We start from the raw sequence: 20,180 nt of genomic DNA, 5'->3' as shown, positions 1-20,180 counted from the left end.
AAAAGGCATTTCTCAAACTGAGCTCGAGGGCCAGCGCTAGTCAGGTCGGCCCGGCAAACAGCGCGCGCTCGGCTTCCACCGTCTCATAGATGTAATCCGCCACCGCGCGGATGCGGGCGAGGTCCTTGCTGTCGGCGTGCATCAGGAGCCAGAAGGTGCGCGAGATCCGCACCTCGTCTCGCAGCACCGGCTGCAATTCGGGGTGGGCCGATGCCATGAAGTGCGGCAGCACGGCGATGCCGAAGCCGGCGATGGTGGCGTTGAGCTGTGCGATCAGATTGGCGCTGCGGAATTTTGCCGAGATCTTCGGCGAGACCTGCGGCAGATAGTCCAGTTCCGGCGTGAACAGCAGCTCCTCGATATAGCCGACGAAGCGGTGCTGAGGCAGGTCGGCGCGCGCGGCGATCTTTTGCGCCTGCGCGAGATAGCCTGGTGCGGCATAAAGCCCGAGCGTGTAGTCGAGCAGCTTGCGGCCGACGATGCGGCCTTCCTTCGGCATGGTCAGGCTGATCGCGATGTCGGCCTCGCGTTTGGAGAGCGAGAACAGCCGCGCGGTGGCGACGAGCTGCAAATCGAGATCGGGATACCGCTCGGTGAACTTGACCAGCCGCGAGGCCAAAAAGTGACTGCCGAAGCCGTCGGGCGCGCCGATCCGCACCGTGCCGGTGAGATGCGCGCGCGAGCCGCCGACCGCCTCCTGGTTGGCGACGATGGTCGATTCCATCGCCTCGGCGCTGTCGGCGACCCGCTGACCGGCCTCGGTCAGCAGGTAGCCGGTCTTGCGGCGATCAAACAGTTTTGCGGAGAGGTGGCGCTCCAGCCGGTCGACACGCCGGATCACTGTGGCATGATCGACGCCGAGCTGCTTGGCGGCAGCCGAAACCGATCCGCCGCGCACGATGGACAGCACGAAACGGAAGTCGTCCCAGTCGATTGTGTCGCCGCCTTGATCCTGCATTTCCGCACATCTATGGTGCAATTTATCGGACTTGAATCCTATAAAATGCAGGGTCATTAGGGTTTGTAAAGCGATCTCGCCGCGAGGAGCGGCGATTCACGTCTCCAAGGGAGGATATTCATGCGCTCGATCGGACATTTCATCGGTGGCAAGGAGGTCAAGGGCACCTCGGGGCGTACGGCCGACGTCTTCGAGCCGATGACCGGCGACGTCCAGGCCAAGGTGGCGCTGGCCTCCAAGGCCGAAGTTCGCGCCGCGGTGGAGAACGCCCGCGCCGCGCAGGGCGAATGGGCCGCCACCAACCCGCAGCGCCGCGCCCGCGTGATGATGAAATTCGTCGAGTTGGTGCAGCGCGACTACGACAAGCTCGCCGAGTTGCTGGCGCGTGAGCACGGCAAGACCGTTCCCGACGCCAAGGGCGACATCCAGCGCGGCCTCGACGTCGCCGAGTTCGCCTGCGGCATCCCGCATCTGATGAAGGGCGAGTACACCGAGGGCGCCGGCCCCGGCATCGACATCTATTCGATGCGCCAGCCGCTCGGCGTCGTCGCCGGCATCACCCCGTTCAACTTCCCGGCGATGATCCCGATGTGGAAGTTCGCGCCCGCGATCGCCTGCGGCAACGCCTTCATCCTCAAGCCGTCCGAGCGCGATCCCGGCGTCCCGATGGCGCTGGCCCAGCTAATGATTCGAGGCGGGCCTGCCGGCCGGCATTCTCAACGTCGTCAACGGCGACAAGGAAGCGGTCGACGCCATCCTCGACGATCCCGACATCAAGGCGATCGGCTTCGTCGGCTCGACGCCCATTGCACAGTATATCTATGAACGCGCCGCGCAGACCGGCAAGCGCTGCCAGTGCTTCGGCGGCGCCAAGAACCACGCCATCATCATGCCCGATGCCGACATGGACCAGGCGGTCGACGCGCTGATCGGCGCCGGCTACGGCTCGGCCGGCGAACGCTGCATGGCGGTGTCGGTCGCGGTGCCCGTCGGCAAGACCACCGCCGACCGGCTGATGGAAAAGCTGATCCCGCGCGTCGAGTCGCTCAAGATCGGCACCTCGGTCGATCCGTCGGCCGATTACGGTCCACTGGTGACCCGCGAGGCGGTCGAGAAGGTGAAGAGCTACATCGACATCGGTGTCAAGGAAGGCGCGACGCTTGCTGTGGACGGCCGTGGCTTCAAGATGCAGGGCTACGAGAACGGCTTCTATCTCGGCGGTTCGCTGTTCGACAACGTCACCAAGGACATGCGGATCTACAAGGAAGAGATTTTCGGCCCGGTGCTTTCGGTGGTGCGTGCCAAGGACTATCACGAGGCGCTGGCGCTGCCGTCCGACCATGATTACGGCAACGGCGTTGCGATCTTCACCCGCGACGGCGACGCGGCGCGCGACTTCGCGGCCAAGGTCAATGTCGGCATGGTCGGCGTCAACGTGCCGATCCCGGTGCCGATCGCCTATTACACTTTCGGCGGCTGGAAGAAGTCCGGCTTCGGCGATCTCAACCAGCACGGTCCGGACTCGGTTCGCTTCTACACCAAGACCAAGACGGTGACCTCGCGTTGGCCGTCCGGCGTCAAGGACGGCGCGGAGTTCTCGATCCCGACGATGAAGTAAGGCCGTTCAGGGCGAGGCAATGATGCAGTTCGCTCTCAACGAGGACCAGATCGCGGTACGCGACATGGCGCGGGCGTTTGCGGCGGAGAAGATCGCGCCGCACGCGCTCGAATGGGACGAGAAGAAGCACTTTCCGGTCGACGTGATGCGCGAGGCCGCTGGCCTCGGCATCGGCGGCATCTACATCAACGACGATGTCGGCGGCTCGGCGATGACGCGCTTCGATGCGGCGCTGATCTTCGAGGCCTTGGCGACGGGCTGTCCGACCACGTCCGCCTTCATCTCGATCCACAACATGGCTTCCTGGATGATCGATGCCTATGGCAACGACACCCAGCGCCACACATGGTTGCCGAAGCTCTGCACCATGGAGCTGCTCGCGAGCTACTGCCTGACCGAGCCGGGCGCCGGATCCGATGCGGCTGCGTTGCGCACCCGCGCGGTGCGCGACGGCGACCATTACGTGCTCAACGGCCAGAAGCAGTTCATCTCTGGCGCCGGCAGCACCGATCTCCTGGTGGCGATGGTGCGTACCGGCGGCGATGGCCCCGGCGGCGTCTCGACGATCGTCGTCGACGGCAAGACGCCGGGCGTGTCGTTCGGCGCCAATGAGCGCAAGATGGGCTGGAATGCGCAACCGACCCGCGCGGTCGTATTCGAGAACGCGCGCGTGCCGGTCGAAAACCGGCTGGGCGAGGAGGGCATCGGCTTCAAGATCGCGATGGCCGGTCTCGACGGCGGCCGTCTCAACATCGCGGCATGCTCGCTCGGCGGCGCGCAGACGGCGCTCGACAAGGCGCTGGCCTATATGAAAGACCGTAAGGCCTTTGGAAAGCGCCTCGACGAATTCCAGGCACTGCAATTCAAGATCGCCGACATGGCGACCGAACTGGAAGCCGCACGCACCTTCCTGTGGCGCGCAGCCGCCGCGCTCGACCGCAAGGATCCCGACGCGTCGATGCTCTGCGCGATGGCGAAACGGTTCGGCACCGATGTCGGCTTCGAGGTCGCCAACCAGGCGCTGCAACTGCATGGCGGTTACGGCTACCTCAGCGAATACGGCGTCGAGAAGATCGTGCGCGATCTGCGCGTGCACCAGATCCTCGAAGGCACCAATGAAATCATGCGGCTGATCGTGTCGCGCAAATTGATCGAGGGCGCGCGATGAATGATGCGGCCGCTGCCGAAGGCGACCTGATTGCGCGGAAGGAAGGGGCGGCCGGCATCATCCGGCTCAACCGGCCGAAGGCGATCAATGCCGTGACGCTGGAGATGTTCCACGATATCGACAGGGCGCTCGACGCGTTCGAAGCCGATCCTGATGTCGCGGTCATCGTGCTGGAAGGCGCCGGCGAGCGCGGCCTGTGCGCCGGCGGCGATATCCGCGCGCTCTGGGAGAGCTCGAAGGTCAAGGGCGACCTCGGCAAGATCCTGTGGCGCGACGAGTACATCCTCAACGCGCGGATCAAGCAATTCCCGAAGCCCTATGTCGCCTTCATGGACGGCATCGTGATGGGCGGTGGCGTCGGCCTGTCGGCGCACAGCCGACACCGCGTGGTGACCGAGCGAACCAAGCTTGCGATGCCCGAAGTCGGGCTCGGCTTCTTTCCCGACGTCGGCGGCACCTATTTGCTGTCGCGTTCGCCGGGCGAGATCGGCACCTATTTCGGGCTGACCGGCACTACCATGAACGGTCCTGATGCGATCTACGCGAAATTCGCCGATGCAGTGGTGCCGAGCGCCAAGCTCCCGGCCTTGCGCGAGGCGTTGACCAAAATTGCTTCGGGCACCAACTCGGTCGAAATCGACAGGCTGATTGCAGGCTTCGCCACCGGCGAGAAATCCGGCCCCGTGGCCGCGCTACAGGCCAAAATCGACGGCTGGTTCGCGCGCGGACGAATGGAAGACATCATCGATGCGCTGCAAACCGATGGCTCCGACCTGGCGCAGGCCACGCTGAAGACGCTCGGCGAGAAATCACCACGCGGCATGGTGGTGACACTGAAACTGTTGCGATTGGCGCGCGCCACCGAGACGCTCGAAGGATGCCTGGTGCGCGAATATCGCGCGGCGCTCGAGGTGTTCGCCAGCGACGATTTCCGCGAGGGCGTGCGCGCCGCCGTGATCGACAAGGACCGCAGTCCGAAATGGTCGCCGTCCAATATCGAGGACGTGACCCCCGAGATGCTGGCGCCTTACTTCGCCGAGATCGGCGCCGACGAATTGAAATTTCCTGACAGCAAATAGAAACGTCGCAAGCGGAGGACTTCCCATGGCAAACGTCGCATTCATCGGGCTCGGCAATATGGGCGGGCCGATGGCGGCCAATCTGGTCAAGGCCGGCCACAAGGTGACCGCGTTCGATCTGGTCGCGGCATCGCGCGATCAGGCGAGGCACGACGGCGCCGCGATCGCCGAGAGTGGCGTCGGCGCAGTGAAGGGCGCCGATGTCGTCATCACCATGCTGCCGGCCGGCAAGCATGTGCTCGGCGTCTGGAACGAGGTGCTTCCGGCGATGGGCAAGGGCGCGCTGATCATCGATTGCTCGACCATCGACGTCGAAAGCGCCAAACAGGCACATGCACTCGCCGCCAAGCACGGCATGGCCTCGGTCGATGCGCCGGTTTCGGGCGGCACCGGCGGCGCCAAGGGCGCGACGCTGACCTTCATGTGTGGTGGTGAGGCGAAGGCATTCGCGTCGGCGCAACCGATGCTGGCCAACATGGGCAAGAAGATCGTGCATTGCGGTGCCGGCGGTGCAGGCCAGGCGGCCAAGATCTGCAACAACATGATCCTCGGCATTTCGATGATCGCGGTCGGCGAGGCCTTCGTGCTGGCCGAGAAGCTCGGCCTGTCGCACCAGGCGCTTTTCGACGTCGCCTCGACCTCGTCGGGGCAGTGCTGGTCGCTGACGACCTATTGCCCGGTTCCCGGCCCGGTGCCGACCTCGCCAGCCAACAATGACTACAAGCCGGGTTTCGCCTCCAACCTGATGGTGAAGGACCTGACGCTGGCGCAGGACGCCGCCAATGCCGCCGGTGCGGTGACGCCGCTCGGCAAGCATGCGCAGGAGCTCTATAAGACCTTCGATGCGTCGGGCCACGGCGGGGTCGACTTTTCCGGAATTATCCAGCACGTTCGGAGCCTCGCTGGGAAGTAATGCTGGGTCCGTCATCCTGAGGTGCGAGCGCCAGCGAGCCTCGAAGGATGCGGTGCCCATGGCCCATCCTTCGAGACGCCGCTTCGCGGCTCCTCAGGATGAAGGCGGTGAACGCGGTGAGACCCCATGACCACATTTCAGGACGCACGCGCCTTTCTGCTCCAGCACCGCACCGACTACGACGCGGCGGTGAAGGGATTTCGCTGGCCGGATCCCGTGCCGTTCAACTGGGCGCTCGACTGGTTCGACGCTGAACTGGCGCATAATGCCGACAGCCGCGACCGGCCGGCGCTCTGGATCGTCGATGCCGCCAGCGGCAACGAGACCAAGCTGAGCTTCGCTGAGCTGTCACGCCGTTCCAACCAGGTCGCGAACTTCCTGCGTGCGCAAGGGCTAAAGCGCGGCGATCATCTGTTGCTGCTGCTCGGCAATGTCGTGCCGCTGTGGGAGACCATGCTGGCAGCGATGAAGCTCGGCGTGGTCGTGATCCCCGCGACCACGCTGTTGACCGCGGATGAATTGCGCGACCGGCTCGATCGCGGCAAGGCGAAGGCGGTGGTCGCCACGCAGGATCAGGTCGCGAAGTTCGCGGGCCTCGGTGGCGACAGGCTGGTGCGCATCGTGGTCGGCGCGACGCAGACGAACGAGGGTTGGCTGCCGTTCGAGGATGCCGCCAAGGCGTCGGATGCCTTCGCGCCTGATGGCCCGACCCAGGCCGACGACCCGATGCTGCTCTATTTCACCTCAGGCACCACGGCTAAGCCAAAACTGGTGCGGCACAGCCAGCGCAGCTATCCGGTCGGCCATCTCTCGACCATGTACTGGATCGGTCTGCAGCCCGGCGATATCCATCTCAACATTTCCTCGCCCGGCTGGGCCAAGCATGCCTGGAGCTGCTTCTTTGCGCCGTGGAATGCCGGTGCGACGATCTTTATTGCCAACCAGCCACGCTTCGAGGCGAAAGGACTGCTCTCGATCATGGGCCGCTGCGGCGTCACCACGCTGTGCGCGCCGCCGACGGTGTGGCGGATGTTCATCCAGGAGCAACTGTCGGACTTCAAAGTGAGCCTGCGTGAAGTGTGCGGCGCCGGCGAACCGCTCAACCCCGAGATCATCGACCAGGTCAAATCGGCCTGGGGCCTGACCATCCGCGACGGCTACGGCCAGACTGAGACCACGGCGCTGGCCGGCAATTCGCCGGGGCAGAAGGTGAAGGTCGGCTCGATGGGCCGGCCGCTGCCAGGCTATCGCGTGCGGGTGACCGACAATGACGGCCACGCCGCGAAGGAGGGCGAAGTGACGCTGTTGCTCGGCACTGAGCGGCCGGCGGGCCTGATGCAGGGTTATCAGGGCGACGACGGCAAGCTGATCGGCACCGACGGCGCAATTTATCGCAGCGGCGACGTCGTGTTCACCGATGACGAGGGCTATCTCACCTTCGTCGGACGTACCGACGACGTGTTCAAGTCCTCCGACTATCGTATCTCGCCGTTCGAACTGGAGAGCGTGCTGCTCGAGCATGATGCGGTGGCGGAAGCTGCCGTGGTGCCGAGCCCGGATCCGATCCGGCTGGCGGTCCCGAAGGCCTATATATTGCTGGTATCAGGCGTCGAGCGCACCCCGGAGACGGCGCTGTCGATCTTCAAACATTTGCACACGCGGCTCGCACCGTTTAAACGCATCCGCAAGATCGAACTGGTCACCGAACTGCCAAAGACGATTTCTGGAAAGATCCGTCGCGTGCAGTTGCGCCGGCTCGAACATGACGATGTCAGAAGCGATGCGTTGCGCGGAGCCGAGTTCCGCGAGGAAGAATTCCCGGAGCTGCAGAAGGTGCGGACCTCCGGTTAGCAGAGGTTAGCCAATGAACGAAGTCTGGAAGAAGCCGCCGGTGTCGCGGGAAACCTACCAGGGCATGGTCGGCAAGGAGATCGGCGTGTCCTCATGGCACCTGCTGGATCAGGGCCGCATCGACACCTACGCCGACGTGATCGAGGATCATCAGTTCATCCACGTCGATCCCGAGCGCGCGAAGAAGGAGACCGCGTTCGGCACCACGATCGCCCATGGCTTCCTGACGATGTCGCTGCTGTCGATCATGTCCTACGAGGTGATGCCGGTGCTCGAGGGCACCGCGATGGGGGTCAATTACGGCTTCGACAAGCTGCGCTTCATCTCGCCGGTGCGCTCGGGCAAGCGCGTCCGCGGCCGCTTCGTGCTGGCCGAAGCCACGCTGCGCAAACCGAAGGAACTGCTGTCACGCACCAACGTCACCGTCGAGATCGAGGGCGAGGAGAAGCCCGCGCTGGTCGCCGACTGGCTCGGCCTGATCTATTTCAGCTGAGGGATGGTTGAGTAGCTCCACTTTTCCCGCAAGCGGGAGAGGTGGAGCGAGCCTGCCGCGACCCGCCTTCACAGGTTGTGCGTTGCACCGCTGATCCACATAGCGCATTGACGGCTTTGATCCCTGGTGTCCATCATGCCCCCGTTGAGGCGGTGCGGTCCCGGGAGTGGCAGCCATGGTGCAGAACATCGTCGCCGGACTTGTCGTGGTCGGTTTGATTGTGATTGGCTCGCTGAGCTACGCCCAGGAGCATCATGAGTGCTGGAGCGGGCACCTGCTCAAAAGCCTGAAACCCTGCGGATCGATGACCCCTTCCGTCTAGCGCGCCCGGTGGCCGCCTTGGGTTTGGCCTTCTTGGGTCTTGGCCGGGCTTGACCCGGCCATCCATCGCTGCTCAAAAGTCTCCAACCTTTTCATGCCGCTCGGGCACTCACCCTCTCCCCTTGTGGGAGAGGGTGGCGCAATCGAGCGGAGCGAGATGGAGCCGGGTGAGGGGTTTCTCTCCGCGTGCTCATCCGTGGAGAGAACCCCTCATCCGGCGCTTCGCGCCACCTTCTCCCACAAGGGGAGAAGGGAAGAACAGGAATCAACGGCATGGCAATCAGGTTCGACGGACGCGTCGCTATCGTCACCGGCGCGGGCAATGGTCTTGGGCGAGCGCATGCGCTGGGGCTCGCGAGCCGCGGCGCCAAGGTCGTGGTCAACGATTTCGGCGGTGCGCGCGACGGCACCGGCGGCTCGCTGTCGCCGGCCGAGACCGTGGTCGAGGAGATCCGCAAGGCCGGCGGCACCGCGATGGCCGACGGCGCCGACGTCTCGAACTTCGAGCAGGTCACCGCGATGGTCGAGCGCGCCACCAAGGAGTGGGGCAGCGTCGATCTGCTCTGCGCCAATGCCGGCATCCTGCGTGACAAGTCGTTCACCAAGCTCGAGGTCGCCGACTGGGCCAAGGTGCTCGACGTGCATCTCACCGGCACCTTCTATTGCTGCAAGGCGGTGTGGGCCGGCATGCGCGAGCGCAACTACGGCCGCATCGTGCTGACGACCTCGTCGTCGGGCCTGTTCGGCAATTTCGGCCAGGCCAATTACGGCGCAGCGAAGGCCGGCATGGTCGGCCTGATGAACGTGCTCGCCGAAGAGGGACGCAAGAACAACATCAAGGTCAACACCATCTCGCCGACCGCGGCGACCCGCATGACCGAGGAGCTTCTGCCGCCGCAGGCGCTGGCGCTGATGAAGCCGGAAGCGATCACGCCGGCGGTTGAATTCCTGCTCTCGGAGGACGCGCCGACCCGCACCATCATGGGCGCCGGTGCCGGCTCGTTCGCGGTGATCCGCGTGCTGGAGACCGAAGGCGTCAACCTGCCGCAATCCGAATGGACGCCCGACGGTGTTGCCGCGCACTTCAACGCGATCAGCGACATGTCGACCGCGAAGGCGCTGCAGGGTGCATTCGAGCAGACGCAGAAGTACGTCGCCCAGGCCGCCGCGCGGGCCGGGATCAAGCTCTGAGCATGAGCGTCGCCGTCATCGGAGCCGGTCCCGCCGGCCTGATGGCGGCGGAAACGCTTGCGGCGGGTGGCGCACAGGTCACCGTCCATGACGCGATGCCGTCGGCGGGCCGCAAATTCCTGATGGCCGGGCGCGGCGGGCTCAATCTCACCCACAGCGAGCCGCTGGCCGATTTCCTGAAGCGCTATCGCGAGGCGATGCCGCACCTGAAGGCCGCGGTCGAGGCGTTTCCGCCCGACAGCTTGCGCGCCTGGAGCGAGGCGCTGGGGCAGCCGACCTTCGTCGGCAGCAGCGGCCGGGTGTTTCCCGAGGCGTTCAAGGCATCGCCTCTCTTGCGTGCCTGGCTGCGGCGGCTCGATGCCGCGGGCGTGCGGTTCGCATTCCGGCATCGCTGGATTGGTTGGGACACGCGCGGCGGATTGCTGTTCGAGACGCCGGACGGCCCGCGCACGGTCAACGCTGACGCAGTCGTGCTCGCGCTCGGCGGCGCGAGCTGGCCGAGGCTCGGCTCGGATGGCGCCTGGGTGGAGATCCTTGCGACGAAGGGCATTGCCGTGGCGCCGATGAAACCGGCCAATTCCGGCTTCACGGTCGCCTGGTCAAATATCTTTCGTGACCGATTTGAGGGCCAGCCGCTCAAGGGCGTTGCCCTCACGATCGGGCCGCACACCGTGCGCGGTGAGGCGATCGTCACCCGCACCGGCATCGAGGGAGGCGCGATCTACGCGCTGTCGGCGGAACTGCGCGAGGCGGTGCTCGTCAAGGGAACGGCGACGCTCGGCGTGGCGTTGCGGCCCGATGCCACGCGCGACGAACTGGTCGCGCGCCTGTCGGCGCCGAAGGGCAAGCAGTCCTTCTCCAACTTCCTGCGCAAGGCCGCGCAGCTCTCGCCCGTCGGCATCGGGCTGTTGCAGGAGGCCGCGACCGTCTCCGGCCGATCGCTGGCCGCGCTGCCGTCGGCTGAATTGGCGGCGCTGATCAATGCGGTGCCGATAGCGATATCAGGCGTGGCGCCGATCGCGCGCGCGATCTCTAGCGCCGGCGGGATCAGGTTCGACGAGCTCGACGCGCATTTCATGCTGTGTCGGCTGCCCGGTGTTTTCGCCGCCGGCGAGATGCTCGACTGGGAGGCGCCGACCGGCGGCTATCTGTTGCAGGCATCGTTTGCGACGGGGGGCGCTGCGGGGAAGGGCGCGTTGAACTGGCTCGCGCAACGCGCCTCGTAAACCTGGTCATTCCGACCCCGTCTTCGTCGCGATGTCGGTAATGAACCCCAGCACACCGAACGTGGCGGCCACCGCGCAGACCGCCGTCCAGCCACCATAACTCCATGCCGCGGATGCCGCGGCCGCGCCGACCGCGCCGCCGATAAAGAACAGCGCCACGAACAGGCCGTTGATCCGGCCGCGCGCCTCGGGCTGCAACAGATTGACGGCGCGGCGGCCGAGTGTCTGGTCGGTGGTGATGCCGAAATCGAGCAGCACGGCGCCGACGCCAAGCAGCGCGAGGGCCGTGATCCGCGATTCGGTCATACCTGCCCAGGCGCACAGCGCGAGCGCACCGACGATGAGAAGGTGCGAGACGATCAGTAACGGCCGCGCGAAACCTCTGTCACCCCAGCGTCCGGTGATCGGGGTCGCCGCCGCGCCGGCGACGCCGATCAGCGCGAACAGCGCGATCCCCTTGGCATCGAGCTTGAACGGCGCATCCGGCAGCCGCAGCGCCACCGCGGCCCAGAATGCGGTGAACGATGCCATCACCAGCGCGGCGGTCCAGGCGCGCACGCGCAGCACCGGCTCCTCGCGCAGCAATCTTGGGAACGATCGCAGCAGCGCGCCGTAGCTGACCTTCGTCGTGGGCTGCAGCGTCGGCAGATAGCGCGCCAGCGCGCAACCGAGGACGGTCATCAGGACGGCCGAGGTGAGGTAGTAGCCGCGCCAGTTCCAACTGTCCGCGATCAGGCTCGCCATCGGCCGCGACAGCAGGATGCCGATCATCAGGCCGCTCATGACGTCGCCGATCGCTTGTCCGCGGCGCTCCGGCGGCACCATCGAGGCGACCAGCGGCACCACCATCTGGATCGCGGCGCAGGACGCGCCGAGGATGAAGGTGGCGGCCAACAAAATCAGCGGCGTCGGCGCCATCGCGGTGCCGACCGCGGCCACGATGGCGCAGGCGAGTGTGCGCAGGATCAGCCGCCTGTTCTCGACGAGGTCGACCAGTGGCACCAGCAGCAACAGCCCGAGCGCGTAGCCGAGCAGGGTCAGCGTCGAGATCAGGCCGGCCTGCAGCGCGGTCATGTCGAGCGATCGGCTCATCAGGCCAACCAGGATCTGCGGCGCAAACAGATTGGTGACGACGGTGCCGGTCGTGATGGCGCCGATCCAGATCAGGGGACGCACGGAGACGGTGCGCGCCGGGGAGAGCTTGGTGGCTTCGGAAATCGTCATGGGACCTCGCGATGGAGTGGCGAGACCCCTTTAGGGGATCGGCATAATATGCTACAATTCAAATAAGTTGATGAATAATATGCGAGTTTGTTATGAACACTCATGACCTTGTGGCGTTCGTCGCCGTGGTCGAGACCGGATCGATCGTCGCGGCCTCAGCGCGGCTGAACCTGACCCAGCCCGGGGTGACGCGGCGGATCCAGAATCTCGAGGAGATGCTGGGTGCGCAGCTGCTCGACCGGCTGTCGAAGCCGCTGAAGCCGACGGCGGCGGGATATGAGGCCTATGAGCAGGGCCGCCGCGTGCTGCGCATGCTCGACGACCTCAAGTCAGGCGTCGCCAATGACGGCGTGGTGCGCGGCGAGTTCAGGCTCGGCCTGACGCCGTTCCTGTCGGAGGCGGGGCTGACCGGTCCGCTCGATGTGGTGCGCGGCGAATTCCCTTCGCTTGCGGTGCGCGTCGTCTCGGGCTGGTCGCCCAACCACATGGAGCGGGTCAGCCGCAACGAGCTCGATGCCGCGGCGATCTGCCTGCCCGACGGCACCGCGCCGCCCGACGATCTCGCGGCCTCCGATCTCGGTGCGCAGCCGGTGGTCTTCGTCGTCGCGCGCGAGACGAAGACGCCGAAATTCGTCGACCTCGAATGGCTGTCGCGGACCGGGTGGGTGATCAACCAGGACGGTTGCGGTTTCCGCCAGACGCTGAAGCGCCATTTCGATGCGGCGCATCTGCCGTTCACCATCGCGGTCGAGGCGCTCGACAGCGAATTACGCCTGTCGCTGGTGGCGCGCGGGCTCGGCATCGGCCTCGTCACGCCAGTGGCACTGAAACGAAGCCCGATCCGCAGCCGGCTCAAGACCGTAAAGATCGCGGATTTCAATCCGGCGGTGCGCGCCTGGATCGTGCATCGCCCGCCCGCCGGCCGCCTGGCGCGGCCGATCGAGGTGTTTCGCGATGCGCTCGACCGCGAGCTGCAGGCGCTGATCCGCGGGTAGATCCGCAGGATAGGGCTAGCGCAACTTGCCGCGCGCCGTCACCGGTAACGCGCCGATGATCTCGTCGCCGCGCACCATCACGACCTCGTCCATCATGTTGACGACGACGCAGACGTGGTTGGGCACGATCCGCACGACGTCGCCGACGTTGGGCCGCGTGTTGCTGCGGGAGAGGTCGAGGAAGCCGTGCTCCTCGGCAAAGCGTGCGATCTTGGCCTGGGGGTGTTCGAGGATCAGGCCGTGGCCTTCCAGCCCGCCGGTGTCCGAGGTCAGGGTCTTGGAGCCGGCATCGAGGATGCCGCGCTCGGGGCCGGCACGGCTGACCACGGTGGAATAGATATGCAGCGCGCAATCGTCCCAGGTGGCGACGCCGGCCGCGACCTGCATGCGGTCGTTGTAGATATAGGTGCCGAAGCGATGCTCGGTGCCGCCCTTCAGTTTGCCGAGATTGACGAGGTTCGGCGTGCCGCCGGTCGAGACGATGGTCGCATCGAGGCCGCGGGCGCGCACGCCGGCCAGCGCCTCGTCGTAGAACTTCTGCGCATCAGCCCAGCCGGTCTCGGTCGGGTACAACATGAACCCCGCGAAGCTCAGGCCCTTGGAGCCGGCGATCTCCCGTGCCAGCGCGATCGCCTCGGCGGGGGTCTCGACCCCGGCGCGCTTGCGCCCGGTGTCGCATTCGACCACGACCGACAGCGGGCGTCCCGAGGCGGCTGCCGCTTTCGGCAGGTCGCCGACCACGACCGAATTATCCGCCGCGACGGTGACGTTGGCCTTGCCCTGCAATGCGCCGAGCCGCGCCATCTTCTCATCGCCGAGCAGATTGTAGCTGATCAGGATGTCGTCGATGCCGCTATCGGCCATGATCTCGGCCTCGCCGAGCTTCTGGCAGGTAATGCCCTTGGCGCCGGCCTTGATCTGCAGCTGCGCCAGCATCGGATTCTTGTGGGTCTTGATGTGCGGCCGGTTGGCGACACCGGCCTCGTCGCAGGCCTTCTGGATGCGCGCGATGTTACGCTCGACCCGGTCCATGTCGATCACGGCGCAGGGCGTGCCGTATTCCTTGGCGATCTTGGCGGCGAGGGGCGTGGTCATGCTTTTCTCTCTTCTGCCTCGTAGGATGGGTAGAGCGCAGCGAAACCCATCGAATTCCTTCGTTGCGTCATGATGGGTTTCGCTGCGCTCTACCTATCCTACGCATCATGCCTGTTCGATCTCTTCGCGGAGCACTTCGAGCTCGAGCCAGCGGTCTTCGGCGGTGGCGAGTTCGTCCTGCGCCTTGGCGATCGCGGCCGAGGCGGCGTCGAATGTCTTGCGATCCTTCGCATAGAGGTCGGGATCGTCGAGCAGATTCTGCTGCTTTGCGATCTCGGCGTGCAGCCTGTCGATCGTCTTCGGCAATGTCTCCAGCGCGTGCTTCTCGTTGAAGCTCAGCCGGCGCCGGGGCGCCGCTTCGGGTGCAGCGGCCTTGGCTTCCCTTTTCTCTTCGACCGCGGCGTCCGCCTTCACCGTCTCGCGCTTCACGTCGGCACCGCGCTGCGCCAGCATGTCGGAATAGCCGCCGGCATATTCGATCCAGCGTCCCTGGCCTTCGGGCACGATCACCGACGTCACCACGCGATCGAGGAAGTCGCGGTCGTGGCTGATCAGGATCACGGTGCCGTCGTAATCGCCGAGCATGTCCTCGAGCACGTCGAGGGTTTCGAGGTCGAGGTCGTTGGTCGGCTCGTCCAGGATCAAGAGGTTCGACGGCTTGGCGAGCGCGCGCGCCAGCATCAGCCGGCCGCGCTCGCCGCCCGAGAGGGCTTCCAGCGGCGTGCCGCGCTGCTCCTGCGCGAACAGAAAATCCTTCATGTAGCCGATGACGTGCTTCGACTTGTCGCCGACCATGACGTGATCGCCGCGGCCACCGGTCAGCGCCTCGGCCAGCGTCAGCTTCGGATCAAGGCTCTCGCGATGCTGGTCGAGCGTCGCCATCTCGATATTGGCCCCGAACCGCACCGAACCGGAGTCGGGCGGATCGTTGCCGATCAGAAGATGCACCAGCGTGGTCTTGCCGGCGCCGTTCGGGCCGACGATGCCGACGCGGTCGCCGCGCTGGATCCGGGTCGAGAAGGTATCGACGATCGTGCGCTCGCCAAAGGCCTTGGTGATGGTCTTCGCCTCGATCACGAGCCGGCCGGATTTCTCGGCCTCGGCGGCGGCGAGCGTGGCGTTGCCGGTGGCGCCGCGATAGTCGCGGCGCTGGTCGCGCAGCGCAAAGAGATTGCCGAGCCGCTTGACGTTGCGCTTGCGGCGGCCGGAGACGCCGTAGCGCAGCCAGTGCTCTTCGTTGACGATCTTGCGGTCGAGCTTGTGCTGCTCGCGCTCTTCTTCCGCCAGCACCTCGTCGCGCCAGGCCTCGAAGGCGCCGAAGCCGCGCTCGATCTGCCGGATCTGGCCGCGGTCGAGCCAGGCGGTGGTGCGCGACAGATTAGTGAGGAAGCGGCGGTCGTGGCTGATCAGGACCAGCGCGCAGCGCCGGCTCTCCAATTCGCCTTCGAGCCATTCGATGGTCGGCAAATCGAGATGGTTGGTCGGCTCGTCCAGCAGCAGGATGTCGGGCGAGGGCGCCAGCACGCGTGCCAGCGCCGCGCGGCGCGCTTCGCCGCCGGAGACATGCGCCGGATCTTCCTCGCCGGTGAGGCCGAGCTGTTCGAGCAGATAGCGCGCCTGGTAGTGGTCGTCGCCGGGACCAAGGCCCGCCTCGACATAGGCCAGCGTCGTCTTGTGGTCGCCGAAATCGGGCTCCTGCGGCAGATAGCGGATGGTGGCGCCGGGCTGTATGAAGCGACTGCCGGAGTCAGGCTCGACAATGCCGGCCGCGATCCGCAGCAAGGTCGACTTGCCGGAGCCGTTGCGGCCGATCAGGCAGACGCGTTCGCCCGCGGAGACCGACAGCTCGACGCCGGAGAGCAGCGGCGTGCCGCCGAAGGTCAGGCTGATGTCTTTGAGCTGAATGAGCGGTGGGGCCATCGCGCTAATTCCCGTTTGCCGGCGCCTGCTCGGCGCGGCGGCGCTGGATGCGGCGGATGGTCTGGTCGAGCATCGACAGGAAATTCGAGCGGTCGCGCGGCGAGTAGGATTTCGGCCCGCCGGTGATCTCGCCCGATGAGCGCAGATCGGTCATCAAATTGCGTACCGCGAGCGTCATGCCGATCGATTGTTCGGTGAACGGCTTGCCGTTCGGCGCGATCACGTCGGCGCCGGCCTTGACGCAGCGGCTCGCCAGCGGAATGTCGGCTGTTATGACGACGTCGCCCTCATGCGCGCGTTCCGCGATCCAGTCGTCGGCGGCATCCATGCCGGAACCGGCGGCGATGCGCTCGATCAGGGGATCCTGCGGCACGCGGATGAAATTGCCCGCGACCACGCTGACGGGCACGCCGAGCCGGATCGCGATGCGGTAGATTTCGTCCTTCACCGGGCAGGCGTCGGCGTCGACATAGATGCGGGTTTGGGCAGGGGTTTCAGTCATCGATTCCAGGGTTGGCAGGCGCGGCCTGCGTGTACTCCATGGTGCGGAAAATTGCGAGCAAAACGAGAGGCTTGCCATGCCTTTTCGTTCGACTACCATTGTCGCCAGAAAAGCAACGGAAATAAGGGGAAACCCCATGTGTTCAAGCGCCACGCAGGCCTACCGCGTCTCGGCCTACAACACCTCGAAACTGTCGGAGAACAAGATCCACGACGACACGGTGGCGCGGAAGTTCGGCTTTTCCGGCGGACTCGTCCCCGGCGTCGACGTGATGGCCTACATGATGCACCTGCCGGTCGAGAAGTGGGGCCGCGATTTCCTGGAACGCGGCCTGATCGAGGCCCGTTTCGTGAAGCCGGTCTATGACGGCGAGATCGCGGAATTGACCGGCCGGGAGACCGGCAATGGGCTCACGATCGAGCTCACCAGCCGCGGCGAGCTCTGCGCCACCGGCACGGCATCGCTGCCACCCTCTGCGCCGAAATTCGTGCTCGACGATTACAAGCAGGTCGCGGCCGTTGCCGAGCGCAAGCCGGTCAGCGCGTCGTCCTATGAAGAGGGCAAGTGGCTCGGCACCATCCCGCGCGACTGGTCCGGTGATGCCGCCAAGGAATATCTCGCCGATATCAGGGAGACCGACCCGATTTATTTGCGCGAAGGTCTCGGCCATCCCGGCCTGCTGCCGCGGGTGATGAACAAGGTCCTGGTCGACAATGCGATCCTCGGGCCGTGGATCCATGTCGGCACCCGCATGCAGCTGTTGTCGGCGGGCAAGATCGGCGACGAGCTGACCGCGCGCGCCAAGGTGACCGGTAATTACGACAGGAAGGGCCACCGCTTCGTCGAGCTCGACGCGCTGGTGCTTGGCAACGGCACGCCGCTCGCGCATTGCTGGCACATCGCGATCACCCAACCGCGCGAGCAGGCCGCGGCGTAGGGAAGGGGCAAAGCCCGTCTGCACCAACAGGTGTCATACCCCGCGCATGCGGGGTATCCAGTACGCCGGGGCTTCTCGGCTCAACAATTGCTCTCTCTCTGGAATACTGGATCACCCGCTTTCGCGGGTGATGACAGCGGTGAGTGATGGTGAAGTCTGGCCCTTACGCCGCCTTCGCCTTGGCGTCCTGGATCGCGCGCCAGACGCGTTCGGGCGTCAGCGGCATGTTGATGTGCTTGATGCCGTACTCCGACAGTGCATCCACCACGGCGTTGACGATGCAGACGAGGCTGCCGGCGCAGCCGGCTTCGCCGCAGCCCTTGGTGCCGAGCGGATTGGATCTCGCCGGCGAGGGGTGATCGCCGACCAGCATCGACGGCACGTCGCCGGCGCGCGGCAGCGCGTAGTCCATGAAGGAGCCGGTGATCGGCTGGCCCGAGCCGTCGTAGCTGACTTCCTCCATCAGCGCCTGGCCGATGCCCTGCGCCACGCCGCCATGCAACTGGCCGGCGACGATCATCGGATTGACCACGGTGCCGAAATCGTTGACCGCGGAGTAGCGCACGATCCGCGTCACGCCGGTGTCGGGATCGATCTCGACCTCGGCGACGTGACAGCCGTTCGGGAAGGTCGACGCCGTCTCCTTGGTGGCGTGATCGACGTCGAGCGTCTCCGGCGTGCCCTCCGGCATCTTGCTGTCGCGCATCCGCTCGGCGAGCTCCATGATCCCGATCGAGCGGTCGGTGCCGGCGATGGTGAAGCGGCCCTGGCCGAATTCGATGTCGGCCTCGGAGGCCTCCAGCATGTGCGCGGCGGCCTTCTTGCCCTTTTCGACCACCAGCGCGGACGCCTCGACGATCGCCTGTCCGGTCGCGGTGATCGAGCGCGAGCCGCCGGTGCCGTTGCCGAAGCGCACCAGATCGCTGTCGCCCTGTTCGAGCGTGATCTTCTCGAAGGGCACGCCGAGCTGGTCGGACAGCACCTGCGCGAACGGCGTCGCGTGGCCCTGGCCGTAATCCAGCGTGCCGGTGGTGAGCTTCACCGAGCCGTCGGGCTCGAAGCTGATCTTGCCGAGCTCGCCGCTCGGCGGCGCGGTGACCTCGAGATAGGAGCCGACGGCGATGCCGCGCAGCTTGCCGCTCTTCCTGCTCTCCTTTCTTGCGCTTGGCGAAGTTCTCGTAGTCGGAGATCTCCAGCGCCTTCTGGAACACGCCGGCGAAATCGCCGCTGTCATAGGTCACGCCGGAGGCGGCCGGGAACGGCAGCTGCGACGGCTTGATGAAGTTGCGCTTGCGTAAGCTGAAGCGGTTGATGCCCATCTCGTCGGCGGCGGCGTCGATCAGCCGCTCCATGTAGTAATTGGCCTCGGGCCGGCCGGCGCCGCGATAGGCGCCCATCAGCGTGGTGTTGGTCACGACCGTCTTGATGTCGACGCCGAGCAGGGGCGTGCGATAGACGCTGGCGAGGTTCTTGCCGGTGTTGAGCGACAGCGGGCCCGGCGCGACGCCGGTGATGTAGGCGCCGAGATTGCCGTAGCCGGAGAGCCGCACCGCGAGGAACTTGCCGTCGGCATCGAGCGCGAGCTCGGCATGGATCAGCTGCGCGCGGCCCTGGCTGTCGGACAGGAAGCTGGTCGAGCGCTCGTCCAGCCACTTTACGGGACGGCCGAGCTCGCGCGCCGCATGCGCGATGCAGGTGTATTCGGGATAGTTGAGATTCTTCATCCCGAACGAGCCGCCGACATTGCCGGTGAGGATGCGGACCTTGTCGGCGGGCACGTTGAGCAGGCGCGCCAGGATCGCCTTGTTGCCGGAGACGCCCTGGGTCGGCACCTGCAGCGTGAAGCGTTCGGTCTTCTTGTCGTAATGCGCCAGCGCGACGCGCGGCTCCATCGAGACCACGGCGACGCGGGTGTTGACGATGTCGAGCTTGGTCACATGCGCGGCGGCGGCGAACGCCGCCTCGATCCTGGCGGTGTCGCCATAATGATAGTCGAGCGCGACGTTATCGGGGATGTTGTCATAGAGCTGCGGCGCGCCCGGCTTGGTCGCTTCGGCCGCATCCGTCACCGCGGGCAGCGGCTCGATATCGACCTCGACGGCTTCGGCCGCATCGCGAGCCTGCGCTGCGGTTTCCGCGACCACGAAGGCGACGGGATCGCCGACGAAGCGCACCTTGTCGGTGACGAGCGCCGGGCGGTTGGTCTGCTTGAGCGGTGAGCCGTCGCGGTTCTTCAGCGGTAGGCCGCAGGTGAAGGGGTTGTAGCGCGCGGCCGCCAGGTCGGCGCCGGTCCAGACGCCGAGCGCGCCCGGCATCGCCTTGGCGGCTTCCGTATCGATCCCCTTGATGATGCCGTGGGCGTGGGAGGAGCGGACCATCCAGCAGTAAGCCTGGCCGGGCAGGGAGAAATCGTCGGTGTATTTGCCCTTGCCGCGCACCAGGGTGTCGTCCTCCTTTCGTCGAACAGGCTGTCCGACACCGTATTTTTGCATTGCGATAGCGTTTTCGAGGGAGGCGGGCGGCGTATGATCTTGCATCGAAAATGACCTGAAATGCCCGGATTTGCTGGAGTTTGGGGGCGCAGACGAGATAACGCACGCCCCCCTTAACGACAACGCCCGATTGGGCATGGACCCAATGTGAACGGAGTTTGCGTAGGGCTTTGACGCTGCTAAAGTTTCCGTGAACG

Annotated in this window: 15 protein-coding genes and 2 pseudogenes; 11 read left to right on the top strand and 6 right to left on the bottom strand. The window is 65.7% G+C overall.

All coding sequences use genetic code 11. The features are described 5' to 3' along the window. Positions 1-40 precede the first annotated feature (40 nt). Positions 41-958 carry a LysR family transcriptional regulator gene (locus tag ACVWW1_RS14490; protein WP_456656285.1) on the bottom strand — a complete coding sequence of 306 codons (918 nt, stop codon included), beginning with the start codon at positions 956-958 and terminating at the stop codon, positions 41-43. A gap of 120 nt (positions 959-1,078) precedes the next feature. On the opposite strand from ACVWW1_RS14490, the pseudogene ACVWW1_RS14485 reads away from it, so the two are divergent. From ACVWW1_RS14485 to ACVWW1_RS14445, 9 genes and pseudogenes are all read left to right on the top strand, one after another. Continuing rightward, a pseudogene (locus tag ACVWW1_RS14485) lies at positions 1,079-2,576 on the top strand (CoA-acylating methylmalonate-semialdehyde dehydrogenase). Between the two features lie 22 nt (positions 2,577-2,598). Continuing rightward, complete coding sequence (locus tag ACVWW1_RS14480) at positions 2,599-3,744, top strand: isobutyryl-CoA dehydrogenase (RefSeq protein WP_456656284.1); 1,146 nt, start codon at positions 2,599-2,601, stop codon at positions 3,742-3,744. Continuing rightward, entirely contained in the window at positions 3,741-4,823 is a 1,083-nt protein-coding gene (locus tag ACVWW1_RS14475; RefSeq protein WP_456656283.1) for an enoyl-CoA hydratase/isomerase family protein, read from the top strand. The genes ACVWW1_RS14480 and ACVWW1_RS14475 overlap by 4 nt, the downstream gene beginning before the upstream one ends. A 25-nt stretch (positions 4,824-4,848) precedes the next feature. After that, entirely contained in the window at positions 4,849-5,736 is an 888-nt protein-coding gene (mmsB, locus tag ACVWW1_RS14470) for a 3-hydroxyisobutyrate dehydrogenase (RefSeq protein ID WP_456656282.1), read from the top strand. Between the two features lie 126 nt (positions 5,737-5,862). Beyond that, a complete protein-coding gene (locus ACVWW1_RS14465) occupies positions 5,863-7,587 on the top strand; it encodes an AMP-binding protein (RefSeq protein WP_456656281.1) in 1,725 nt (574 codons plus the stop codon). A 13-nt stretch (positions 7,588-7,600) separates the two neighbouring features. After that, on the top strand, positions 7,601-8,080 hold the full coding sequence (locus tag ACVWW1_RS14460; protein ID WP_456656280.1) for a MaoC family dehydratase: 480 nt from the start codon (positions 7,601-7,603) through the stop codon (positions 8,078-8,080). Between the two features lie 175 nt (positions 8,081-8,255). Next, positions 8,256-8,402: a hypothetical protein gene (locus ACVWW1_RS14455; protein ID WP_171947537.1), complete on the top strand. Its 147-nt coding sequence runs from the start codon at positions 8,256-8,258 to the stop codon at positions 8,400-8,402. 272 nt (positions 8,403-8,674) lie between these two features. Further along, positions 8,675-9,592 (top strand): SDR family NAD(P)-dependent oxidoreductase, encoded by a 918-nt coding sequence (locus ACVWW1_RS14450; protein WP_028344663.1) that lies wholly within the window; start codon positions 8,675-8,677, stop codon positions 9,590-9,592. Between the two features lie 2 nt (positions 9,593-9,594). After that, positions 9,595-10,818: a TIGR03862 family flavoprotein gene (locus tag ACVWW1_RS14445; protein ID WP_456656279.1), complete on the top strand. Its 1,224-nt coding sequence runs from the start codon at positions 9,595-9,597 to the stop codon at positions 10,816-10,818. A 6-nt stretch (positions 10,819-10,824) separates the two neighbouring features. On the opposite strand, the gene ACVWW1_RS14440 is transcribed toward ACVWW1_RS14445, so the two are convergent. Next, positions 10,825-12,042 carry an MFS transporter gene (locus tag ACVWW1_RS14440; RefSeq protein ID WP_456656278.1) on the bottom strand — a complete coding sequence of 406 codons (1,218 nt, stop codon included), beginning with the start codon at positions 12,040-12,042 and terminating at the stop codon, positions 10,825-10,827. Between the two features lie 92 nt (positions 12,043-12,134). Between ACVWW1_RS14440 and ACVWW1_RS14435 the strand changes: the two genes are divergently transcribed. Next, a complete protein-coding gene (locus ACVWW1_RS14435) occupies positions 12,135-13,037 on the top strand; it encodes a LysR family transcriptional regulator (protein WP_456656277.1) in 903 nt (300 codons plus the stop codon). A gap of 15 nt (positions 13,038-13,052) precedes the next feature. Here ACVWW1_RS14435 and ACVWW1_RS14430 read toward each other — a convergent pair whose 3' ends face one another. From ACVWW1_RS14430 to ACVWW1_RS14420, 3 genes are all read right to left on the bottom strand, one after another. Further along, on the bottom strand, positions 13,053-14,132 hold the full coding sequence (locus ACVWW1_RS14430; RefSeq protein WP_456656276.1) for a D-TA family PLP-dependent enzyme: 1,080 nt from the start codon (positions 14,130-14,132) through the stop codon (positions 13,053-13,055). A 105-nt stretch (positions 14,133-14,237) separates the two neighbouring features. Beyond that, on the bottom strand, positions 14,238-16,052 hold the full coding sequence (locus ACVWW1_RS14425) for an ABC-F family ATP-binding cassette domain-containing protein (RefSeq protein ID WP_456656275.1): 1,815 nt from the start codon (positions 16,050-16,052) through the stop codon (positions 14,238-14,240). 4 nt (positions 16,053-16,056) lie between these two features. Beyond that, the gene (locus tag ACVWW1_RS14420) at positions 16,057-16,554 is read right to left on the bottom strand and encodes a YaiI/YqxD family protein (protein WP_456656274.1); all 498 of its coding nucleotides are present in this window, start codon (positions 16,552-16,554) and stop codon (positions 16,057-16,059) included. A gap of 136 nt (positions 16,555-16,690) precedes the next feature. Between ACVWW1_RS14420 and ACVWW1_RS14415 the strand changes: the two genes are divergently transcribed. Then, on the top strand, positions 16,691-17,491 hold the full coding sequence (locus tag ACVWW1_RS14415) for a hypothetical protein (protein WP_456656273.1): 801 nt from the start codon (positions 16,691-16,693) through the stop codon (positions 17,489-17,491). Positions 17,492-17,654: 163 nt separating this feature from the next. Here ACVWW1_RS14415 and ACVWW1_RS14410 read toward each other — a convergent pair. Continuing rightward, a pseudogene (locus ACVWW1_RS14410) lies at positions 17,655-20,028 on the bottom strand (xanthine dehydrogenase family protein molybdopterin-binding subunit). Between the last annotated feature and the right edge of the window lie 152 nt (positions 20,029-20,180).

This window comes from Bradyrhizobium sp. JR3.5, from assembly GCF_054057015.1.
The sequence above is the reverse complement of the archived record's forward strand: the minus strand, read 5'-3'. Positions and strand labels throughout refer to the sequence as shown.

Bases quoted from the DNA above. Each gene is read 5' to 3' on its own strand.
- ACVWW1_RS14430 (WP_456656276.1), bottom strand. From the start codon at position 14,132: ATGACCACGCCCCTCGCCGCCAAGATCGCCAAGGAATACGGCACGCCC.
- ACVWW1_RS14460 (WP_456656280.1), top strand. From the start codon at position 7,601: ATGAACGAAGTCTGGAAGAAGCCGCCGGTGTCGCGGGAAACCTACCAG.
- ACVWW1_RS14455 (WP_171947537.1), top strand. From the start codon at position 8,256: ATGGTGCAGAACATCGTCGCCGGACTTGTCGTGGTCGGTTTGATTGTG.
- ACVWW1_RS14450 (WP_028344663.1), top strand. From the start codon at position 8,675: ATGGCAATCAGGTTCGACGGACGCGTCGCTATCGTCACCGGCGCGGGC.
- ACVWW1_RS14445 (WP_456656279.1), top strand. From the start codon at position 9,595: ATGAGCGTCGCCGTCATCGGAGCCGGTCCCGCCGGCCTGATGGCGGCG.
- ACVWW1_RS14420 (WP_456656274.1), bottom strand. From the start codon at position 16,554: ATGACTGAAACCCCTGCCCAAACCCGCATCTATGTCGACGCCGACGCC.
- ACVWW1_RS14465 (WP_456656281.1), top strand. From the start codon at position 5,863: ATGACCACATTTCAGGACGCACGCGCCTTTCTGCTCCAGCACCGCACC.
- ACVWW1_RS14440 (WP_456656278.1), bottom strand. From the start codon at position 12,042: ATGACGATTTCCGAAGCCACCAAGCTCTCCCCGGCGCGCACCGTCTCC.
- mmsB (WP_456656282.1), top strand. From the start codon at position 4,849: ATGGCAAACGTCGCATTCATCGGGCTCGGCAATATGGGCGGGCCGATG.
- ACVWW1_RS14425 (WP_456656275.1), bottom strand. From the start codon at position 16,052: ATGGCCCCACCGCTCATTCAGCTCAAAGACATCAGCCTGACCTTCGGC.
- ACVWW1_RS14415 (WP_456656273.1), top strand. From the start codon at position 16,691: ATGTGTTCAAGCGCCACGCAGGCCTACCGCGTCTCGGCCTACAACACC.
- ACVWW1_RS14435 (WP_456656277.1), top strand. From the start codon at position 12,135: ATGAACACTCATGACCTTGTGGCGTTCGTCGCCGTGGTCGAGACCGGA.
- ACVWW1_RS14475 (WP_456656283.1), top strand. From the start codon at position 3,741: ATGAATGATGCGGCCGCTGCCGAAGGCGACCTGATTGCGCGGAAGGAA.
- ACVWW1_RS14480 (WP_456656284.1), top strand. From the start codon at position 2,599: ATGCAGTTCGCTCTCAACGAGGACCAGATCGCGGTACGCGACATGGCG.
- ACVWW1_RS14490 (WP_456656285.1), bottom strand. From the start codon at position 958: ATGCAGGATCAAGGCGGCGACACAATCGACTGGGACGACTTCCGTTTC.